Origin of the sequence: Coprococcus sp. AF51-11b1 (genome assembly GCF_027682785.1) — a bacterium.
Taxonomy (GTDB): domain Bacteria; phylum Bacillota; class Clostridia; order Lachnospirales; family Lachnospiraceae; genus Allocoprococcus; species Allocoprococcus comes.
Genome location: NZ_JAQCZB010000008.1, coordinates 164,582 through 172,465 on the forward strand (window position 1 = coordinate 164,582; position 7,884 = coordinate 172,465).

The 7,884-nt window shown below is 43.5% G+C and carries 7 protein-coding genes and 1 tRNA gene; 6 read left to right on the forward strand and 2 right to left on the reverse strand.

From position 1 onward, the window contains the following. Positions 1 to 2 precede the first annotated feature (2 nt). Positions 3 to 2,537, forward strand: coding sequence for a DNA gyrase subunit A (gyrA, locus tag PGY05_RS09625; RefSeq protein ID WP_008371392.1), 2,535 nt, complete (start codon positions 3 to 5; stop codon positions 2,535 to 2,537). Positions 2,538 to 2,810: 273 nt separating this feature from the next. On the opposite strand, the gene PGY05_RS09630 is transcribed toward gyrA, so the two are convergent. Next, positions 2,811 to 3,368, reverse strand: a complete 558-nt coding sequence (locus tag PGY05_RS09630) for a biotin transporter BioY (RefSeq protein WP_055158092.1) — start codon at positions 3,366 to 3,368, stop codon at positions 2,811 to 2,813. A gap of 50 nt (positions 3,369 to 3,418) precedes the next feature. Continuing rightward, on the reverse strand, positions 3,419 to 4,390 hold the full coding sequence (gene bioB / locus PGY05_RS09635; RefSeq protein ID WP_270475761.1) for a biotin synthase BioB: 972 nt from the start codon (positions 4,388 to 4,390) through the stop codon (positions 3,419 to 3,421). Between the two features lie 195 nt (positions 4,391 to 4,585). On the opposite strand from bioB, the gene PGY05_RS09640 reads away from it, so the two are divergent. From PGY05_RS09640 to PGY05_RS09660, 5 genes are all read left to right on the forward strand, one after another. Next, positions 4,586 to 5,428 carry a fumarate hydratase gene (locus PGY05_RS09640; protein ID WP_055248668.1) on the forward strand — a complete coding sequence of 281 codons (843 nt, stop codon included), beginning with the start codon at positions 4,586 to 4,588 and terminating at the stop codon, positions 5,426 to 5,428. A 132-nt stretch (positions 5,429 to 5,560) separates the two neighbouring features. Beyond that, positions 5,561 to 6,001, forward strand: coding sequence for a C-GCAxxG-C-C family (seleno)protein (locus PGY05_RS09645; RefSeq protein WP_195488489.1), 441 nt, complete (start codon positions 5,561 to 5,563; stop codon positions 5,999 to 6,001). 65 nt (positions 6,002 to 6,066) lie between these two features. Then, on the forward strand, positions 6,067 to 6,618 hold the full coding sequence (locus PGY05_RS09650) for a Fe-S-containing hydro-lyase (RefSeq protein WP_055158083.1): 552 nt from the start codon (positions 6,067 to 6,069) through the stop codon (positions 6,616 to 6,618). 12 nt (positions 6,619 to 6,630) lie between these two features. Next, complete coding sequence (locus PGY05_RS09655) at positions 6,631 to 7,353, forward strand: lysophospholipid acyltransferase family protein (protein WP_055158168.1); 723 nt, start codon at positions 6,631 to 6,633, stop codon at positions 7,351 to 7,353. 223 nt (positions 7,354 to 7,576) lie between these two features. Continuing rightward, a tRNA-Ser gene (locus PGY05_RS09660) sits at positions 7,577 to 7,664 on the forward strand. The last annotated feature ends 220 nt before the right edge of the window (positions 7,665 to 7,884 follow it).

The following is a 7,884-nucleotide window of genomic DNA, read 5'->3' on the forward strand; positions in this document are numbered from 1 at the left end:
CAATGGAAGATAATATTTTTGATAAAGTTCATGAAGTGGATATGAAAAAAACCATGGAAGAGTTCTATATCGATTATGCCATGAGTGTTATTGCTTCTCGTGCGCTTCCGGATGTAAGAGACGGTCTGAAACCTGTTCAGAGACGTATTCTTTATTCGATGATCGAGTTGAACAACGGTCCTGACAAGCCGCACCGTAAATGCGCGCGTATCGTCGGTGATACCATGGGTAAATATCACCCGCATGGTGACAGTTCTATTTACGGAGCCCTCGTTAATATGGCACAGGACTGGTCTACCCGTTACATTCTTGTAGACGGTCACGGTAACTTCGGTTCTGTGGACGGTGACGGTGCTGCCGCAATGCGATATACCGAGGCAAGACTTAGTAAGATTTCGATGGAAATGACAGCGGATATCAATAAAGATACCGTTGATTTTGCACCGAACTTTGACGAGACAGAAAAAGAACCGACCGTACTTCCTTCAAGATTTCCGAACCTTCTGGTAAACGGAACCTCCGGTATCGCGGTAGGTATGGCAACCAATATTCCACCGCACAACTTAAGAGAAGTCATCGGTGCGGTTGTGAAAATTATTGATGACCAGATTGAAGATAAAGATGAGACCACGATCGAAGAGATCATGGAGATCATCAAAGGACCTGATTTCCCGACGGGAGCAACGATCCTTGGAACAAGAGGAATCGAAGAGGCTTACCGTACAGGACGTGGAAAGATCCGTGTGCGTGCGGTATCCAATATCGAGCCAATGCAGAATGGAAAGCACAGAATCGTAGTAACCGAGCTTCCGTATATGGTCAACAAAGCCCGCCTGATCGAGAAGATCGCGGAGCTTGTAAGAGATAAGAAGATTGATGGAATCACAGACCTGAGCGACCAGTCAAGCCGTGAAGGTATGCGTGTCTGCATCGAATTGAGAAGAGATGTGAACCCGAATGTCGTTCTGAACCAGCTTTACAAGCATACACAGCTGCAGGATACATTTGGTGTGATCATGCTTGCATTGGTCAATAATGAGCCGAAGGTTATGAGCCTTCTGGAAATCCTGAACCATTATCTGAAACATCAGGAAGACGTTGTGACCAGACGTACCAAATACGAGCTGAATAAGGCAGAAGAACGTGCACACATCTTGGAAGGTCTGCTGATCGCCCTGGATAACATTGATGAGGTTATTAAGATCATCCGTGGATCCAAGACCGTACAGATTGCGAAAGCAGAGTTGATGAGCCGCTTTAACTTAAGTGATGCACAGTCCCAGGCTATCGTGGATATGCGTCTGAGAGCTCTGACCGGTCTGGAAAGAGAGAAGCTGGAAACAGAGTATGCAGAGCTTGAGAAGAAGATCGCAGAGTACAAGGCGATCCTCGCAGACAGAAAGCTTCTGCTTGGCGTAATTAAGAAAGAAATCCTTGTGATCTCTGAAAAATACGGAGATGACAGAAGAACAGCCATCGGATTTGATGAATACGACATTTCTACAGAGGATCTGATCCCGAGAGAAGATGTAGTGATCACCATGACCAAGATGGGATACATTAAGAGAATGAGCAACGATACTTTCAAGAGCCAGAATCGTGGCGGCAAGGGTATCAAGGGTATGCAGACTCTGGATGAAGACTATGTAGAAGAGCTGTTTATGACCAATACTCACCAGTATATTATGTTCTTTACCAATACCGGACGCTGCTATCGCCTGAAGGGATATGAGATTCCGGAAGCAGGAAGAACTTCCCGAGGTACAGCAATTATCAACATCCTTCAGCTTCAGCCGGATGAGAAGATCACAGCAATGATTCCAATCAAGGATTTCAAGGAAGGTGACTATCTGTTCATGGCAACCAAGAAAGGTCTTGTTAAGAAGACGCCGATCCTGGATTACGCAAATGTAAGAAAGACAGGACTTGCTGCGATCACACTCCGTGAGGATGATGAACTGATCGAAGTTAAGATTACGGATGATGAAAGAGATGTTATTCTCGTTACGCAGTATGGTCAATGCATCCGTTTCCATGAATCTGATGTACGCTCAACCGGAAGAACCTCTATGGGCGTTCGTGGTATGAATTTAAGTGACCGTGATGAAGTTGTTGCAATGCAGCTTGATGCGCAGGGTGAAGAGCTTCTGATCGTATCTGAAAAGGGTATGGGCAAGAGAACCCGCATGGAAGAATTCACAGCCCAGAACCGTGGTGGAAAAGGCGTGAAATGCTATAAGATCACAGAGAAGACCGGAAATGTAGTCGGTGCAAAGGCAGTAGGTCCGGATGATGAGATTATGATCATCAACACAGATGGTATCGTGATCCGTATGGAATGTGCGGGGATTTCCGTACTCGGAAGAATCACATCCGGTGTTAAACTGATCAATCTGAAGGAACACGAAGAAGTTGCAAGTATCGCAAAGGTACGCAGGGCTTCAGGTGAACTGGAGGAGAACGCAGAAGAGACTGCAGAAGAAGCAAATACAGAAGCAACTGCTGAGACGGTTGTAGAAGAGCAGACAGAAGAATAAAGATCTGAGCGAAAGTAGAAATACAGAAGCAGGATAAATCATAAAGAGACTGGACAGGGAATATGCAAATGCCTTGTCTGGTCTCTTGCTTTGTTTTGTGAGGCTGCATGGAAAGAAATGTTATGGCATGGCTTGCGTTTGCTCTGGTAAAAGTCGGATTAAAAAAACAAAGAAGCCCGGAAACGCTGCAGCAAACAGGCTTTCCGGACTTTGTAGAGGGGGCTGAATTATTATTTTGCCAGACTTCAAATATTCTGGCAGACGCCGTGCATCTTACTGTGCAACAGCTCCGAGTCTTTTGCGGATTTCAGGTCCGATGATCATGGCGATCACCATCTTGATAAGGTCCGCCGGGATAAATGGAATGACACATACTGCAAGGGCAGCAGATACAGTGTAACCTGCCTGAATGCAGAACCATGCAGTTCCGAATGCATAGCAGATTGCGGTTCCAACGATCATTCCAAGAATCTGGATCCATCTCTGACTGAATTTGTCAATTACAATACCGGCAATGATTGCCATTGGGATGAAACCAATGATATATCCGCCAGTTGGTCCGGCAAGCTTTCCGATTCCTCCGGTGAATCCGGAAAATACAGGAAGTCCCACAAGTCCGAGAAGAAGATAAAGGATATAGCTGATCGTTCCTTTCTTCCAATCCAGAAGATAGAGAGAAAGATAAATTGCAAAGTTGGTAAGTGAAATTGGCACCGGTCCGATCGGTATGGAAAGCGGTGCAAGAATGCAGGTGACAGCGGTCATAAGAGCTGTTACCGCCATTGCATAAGTATTGGTTGTACGAAGTGTCTGTGTGTTTCCCTGAGTCATGTTATGTACTCTCCTTTTAGAATGTTAATAATGTTCGGCGTGTCAATAAATTAAGCAGATTCGATCTCGTATGTAAAACCGGCATCCGTAATCGTCCGGATCGTATCTTTGATTCCCTGACCATCTGCGGTCAGATAACCGGAAGCGAAGATGGAATCTACAACGCTGAGAAGCTTCTTTTCTTCACCTTTAAAATAAACCTCACGTCCGGCAGCACAACGGATATCTGACTGCGGAACCGGAAGTCTTGCAAGGCAGAGAACCTTCATGCAATATTCAGTTGTGAGTTCGGAAATATCGGCATCACCGAGCGGAGTTCCCGGAATTGGCAACAGGAAGTTGATTGGCAGAGCTTCCGGCTGGATCTCACGAAGCTCCAGAAGCATATCAACAACATCCTCTTTGCTTTCGCCCATTCCAATGATTCCGCCACTGCAGATTTCAAATCCAAGTCGCTGAAGCATTTTGATATTCTGAACGCGCTGCTCAAAAGTATGGGTAGAACAGATATGACTGTAGTAAGCCCGGCTGCTGTTCAGGTTGTGGTTGATCCGGTCGAGTCCGGCTTCTTTTAACATTAGAGCCTGTTTTTCAGTAAGAAATCCGATGGAACAGCAAAGGTGGGTTCCGTCTTCCTTCATCTTGCGGATCTTAGAAGCCAGTTCTTCGATCTCTTCGTCGGTGAATTTCATACCGCTGAGTCCGATGCAGTGTCTGGAAAGATGATGTTCATTTACAAAATCATTATCTTTATATAACTTCTCATCAGCTACCCACTTATATTTGTCGATATCGGCTTTTGAACGACAGGATTGTGCACAGTAAGCGCAGTCCTGTGAGCAGTTACCGCTGCGGGCATTGGTAAGAATATGAATACTTACATGATTGCCCTTATATTTTCTGCGCAGTTTTTCAGCTTGTGCAATGAGCTGATCGAGTTCTTCGTCCGGTGTATTCAGGATTGCAATCGCATCTTCTCGTGAAAGCACCGGATCTGTAGTTGTTTCAATTTCAGAAATCATAAGTAAACCTTCCTTGGTAAAAAAATATCAAATACATTTCACACTTTACCATGCAAAAGAAAGAATGTCAACTTAAAATTTTATAAGGTTAACAATTAGAGGTAATACTGGTTTATTTGAAGATGATTACATTGCAGATGAAAAAAAACCATAGTATAATAAAAATCAGATTATGAAATGCAGGAGGAAAAACCAATGCGTACATTGAACGTGGAAGAGATTTCAAAGAATATCAAAGAAATGTGCATTGAAGCGAACCATTTTCTTTCAAAAGATATGGACATTGCGATGAAAAATGCAGTTTCAACAGAGAAGTCACCACTGGGGAAAAAGATATTAAGCCAGCTTCAGGATAATCTGAAGATCGCCGGAAAAGATATGATCCCAATCTGCCAGGATACTGGAATGGCAGTCGTATTTCTTGAGATCGGACAGGATGTACATTTCGAAGGCGGCAACCTGGAAGATGCGGTAAATGAAGGGATCCGTCGGGGTTATGTTGACGGATATCTGAGAAAATCCGTCGTGAAAGATCCGATTCTCAGAGAGAATACAAAAGATAATACACCGGGAATCATTCATTATAAAATTGTTCCGGGCGATCAGGTGAAGATCAAGGTCGCACCAAAAGGCTTTGGAAGCGAAAATATGAGCCGTGTATTTATGCTGAAACCGGCAGACGGAATCGAAGGAGTAAAGGAAGCAGTTCTTACGGCAGTAAAAGATGCCGGTCCGAATGCCTGTCCTCCGATGGTTGTCGGCGTGGGAATCGGCGGCACATTTGAAAAATGCGCACTGATGGCAAAAGAAGCACTTACAAGAGAAGTCGGAAGCCATTCAGACATTCCATATGTAAAAGAACTGGAAGAAGAATTACTGGAGCGGATCAACAAGATTGGAATCGGACCGGGCGGACTTGGGGGAAGTACAACCGCGCTGGCTGTCAATGTCAACACTTATCCGACTCATATTGCCGGACTTCCGGTAGCTGTAAATATTTGCTGTCATGTTAACCGCCATGTGATCCGCACTATTTAATTTACCGGGGGGATCCTGAAAAGACTTTCCGTGCCGAAGATATGTACTCGTGCGAAGATGAAGCATGTTACAAATGGTTTCTGCCCGGTGAGAGGATGTGTAATATTTAAAGGAAATGAAAAGAGGATAATTATGAATACAAATGTAGACGTAGACGCAATGCGAAAAGATGCGGTTGAGATTTTTCAGAAAGGGTTCGCTTGTTCAGAGTCGGTGATCTATGCGATCAAAAAGGGCTTTGATCTTGATATGTCAGATGATGCGATCGCTATGTCATCCGGATTCCCGTGGGGGCTCGGAGATGGTGGCTGTATTTGTGGTGCGCTTGCAGGAGCAACCATGTGCATCGGCTATTTTTTCGGAAGAAGAACACCTGGAGATGAAGCCTTTTTGAAATGCCAGCGGCTGACGAAAGAGTTTCACGACGCATTTAAAGAACATTGCGGAGCAACCTGCTGTCGTGTGCTGACAAGAGGAAAAGAAAAAAATTCTCCGGAGAGAAAAGCGCAGTGCATTAGTTTTGTAGACTTTACAGTTGAGAAACTGGCTGAAATTATTTTAAGAGAATTATAAGACTCCTGTTAGCGGTTAAAAACGCCGCAGCAGAATACAGAAAAAGAATCAGGAAGGAAAAGGATATGGAAAGACATATTACAGTTCCAGTAGCAAAGGAAGAAATACAGGATTTAAGAGCAGGAGATTATGTATATCTTACGGGAGTTATTTATACCGCCCGTGATGCTGCTCATAAAAGAATGGATGAAGTGCTTTCAGAAGGAAAAGAGCTTCCACTTGATATTAAGAATCAGATGATTTATTATATGGGACCATCTCCGGCGAGAGAAGGAAGACCGATCGGCTCAGCAGGACCGACAACAGCAAGCAGGATGGACAAATATGCACCACGCCTTCTGGATCTGGGGCTTGGCGGAATGATAGGAAAAGGGAAAAGAAGTCAGGCTGTCCAGGATGCAATCGTGAGAAATAAAGCAGTTTATTTTGCAGCAGTCGGAGGAGCAGGCGCGCTTCTTTCAAAGTGTATCAAAAGAGCAGATGTGATCGCATATGATGATCTTGGCACAGAAGCAATCCGCCGTCTGGAGATCGAAGACCTTCCGGCAATTGTTGTGATCGACTCCGAGGGCAATAATTTATACGAGACAGCCGTCAAAGAGTATGCGGAGGAATAGGGAATGAATTGTGTGAAAAGAATTGCACTTATGGTAATTCGGAATATTCTGCTTGTTCCGTTTATGTGGTGCAAGCTGTGTTACTATGCCGCGCACGTAGACAAGTATCCGGAGATCACCCGATATAAGCTTCTGAAATATATTGTCAAAAGAGCCAATAAAGGCGGAAATGTAACAATCGAAGCATATGGAAAAGAAAACATCCCCAAAGAGGGAGGGTTTATGTTTTTTCCGAATCATCAAGGGCTTTATGACGTACTCGCAATTGTTGATGCCTGCCCGCGTCCGTTTTCGGTGGTGGCAAAAAAAGAAGTGGCAAATGTTCCACTTCTCAAGCAGACATTTAAATGTATGAAGGCCTACATGATCGACCGCGAAGATATCCGTCAGTCTATGCAAGTGATCATGGATGTTACAGAGGAAGTAAAGAAAGGAAGAAACTATCTGATCTTTGCAGAAGGAACCCGCTCGAAGATGGGGAACAAGCTTCTTGAGTTTAAAGGTGGAAGCTTCAAGGCGGCAACAAAAGCGAAATGCCCGATCATACCGATTGCGTTGATCGATTCTTTTAAACCGTTTGATACAAATAGTATCGCACCGGTAACGGTACAGGTACATTTCCTGGAACCGATTTATTATGAAGAATATCAAAATATGAAGACGACAGAGATCGCAAAAGAAGTAAAAAGAAGAATAGAAGAAACCATATCTGAATATGAACCAAAGGAAGCATAAAATAAAGATAAGGTAAAAAGGACAGACTCTTTGCTAGATATAGTGAAAAAGAGTCTGTTTCTTCTATATATAGATAATTAGAAAACAAACTTAAAAAAAGAAAAAAATAATCGAAAAAACCGTTGACAGAAAAAGGGTTCTTAGGTATAATTATCAATGCGCTGTGAAGTTACATTAAAAGTATGTAAACACACAGTTAAATACAGACCTTGGATCGGGCTGAGGAGAAATACTCAAGAGGCCGAAGAGGCGCCCCTGCTAAGGGTGTAGGTCGGGCAACCGGCGCGAGGGTTCGAATCCCTCTTTCTCCGTTTTGTTTGAAAATAACTTTTGAAAAAACTTCAAAAAAGTTATTGACAAGCAAGAAGATATATGATAATATATCAGAGTTGCTGTTTGAGAGATTCAAAAAAAGCAACAAAAAAATAATTTAAAAAAGTTGTTGACAAACATGAAACACTTTGATATAATGTAAAAGCTGTCGCATGAAACGGCAACAACAAAAAAGAACATTGATAACTGAACAATAGA

Coding starts and splice junctions, on each gene's coding strand:
- gyrA (WP_008371392.1), top strand. CDS start 3: ATGGAAGATAATATTTTTGATAAAGTTCATGAAGTGGATATGAAAAAA.
- PGY05_RS09630 (WP_055158092.1), bottom strand. CDS start 3,368: ATGACTCAGGGAAACACACAGACACTTCGTACAACCAATACTTATGCA.
- bioB (WP_270475761.1), bottom strand. CDS start 4,390: ATGATTTCTGAAATTGAAACAACTACAGATCCGGTGCTTTCACGAGAA.
- PGY05_RS09640 (WP_055248668.1), top strand. CDS start 4,586: ATGCGTACATTGAACGTGGAAGAGATTTCAAAGAATATCAAAGAAATG.
- PGY05_RS09645 (WP_195488489.1), top strand. CDS start 5,561: ATGAATACAAATGTAGACGTAGACGCAATGCGAAAAGATGCGGTTGAG.
- PGY05_RS09650 (WP_055158083.1), top strand. CDS start 6,067: ATGGAAAGACATATTACAGTTCCAGTAGCAAAGGAAGAAATACAGGAT.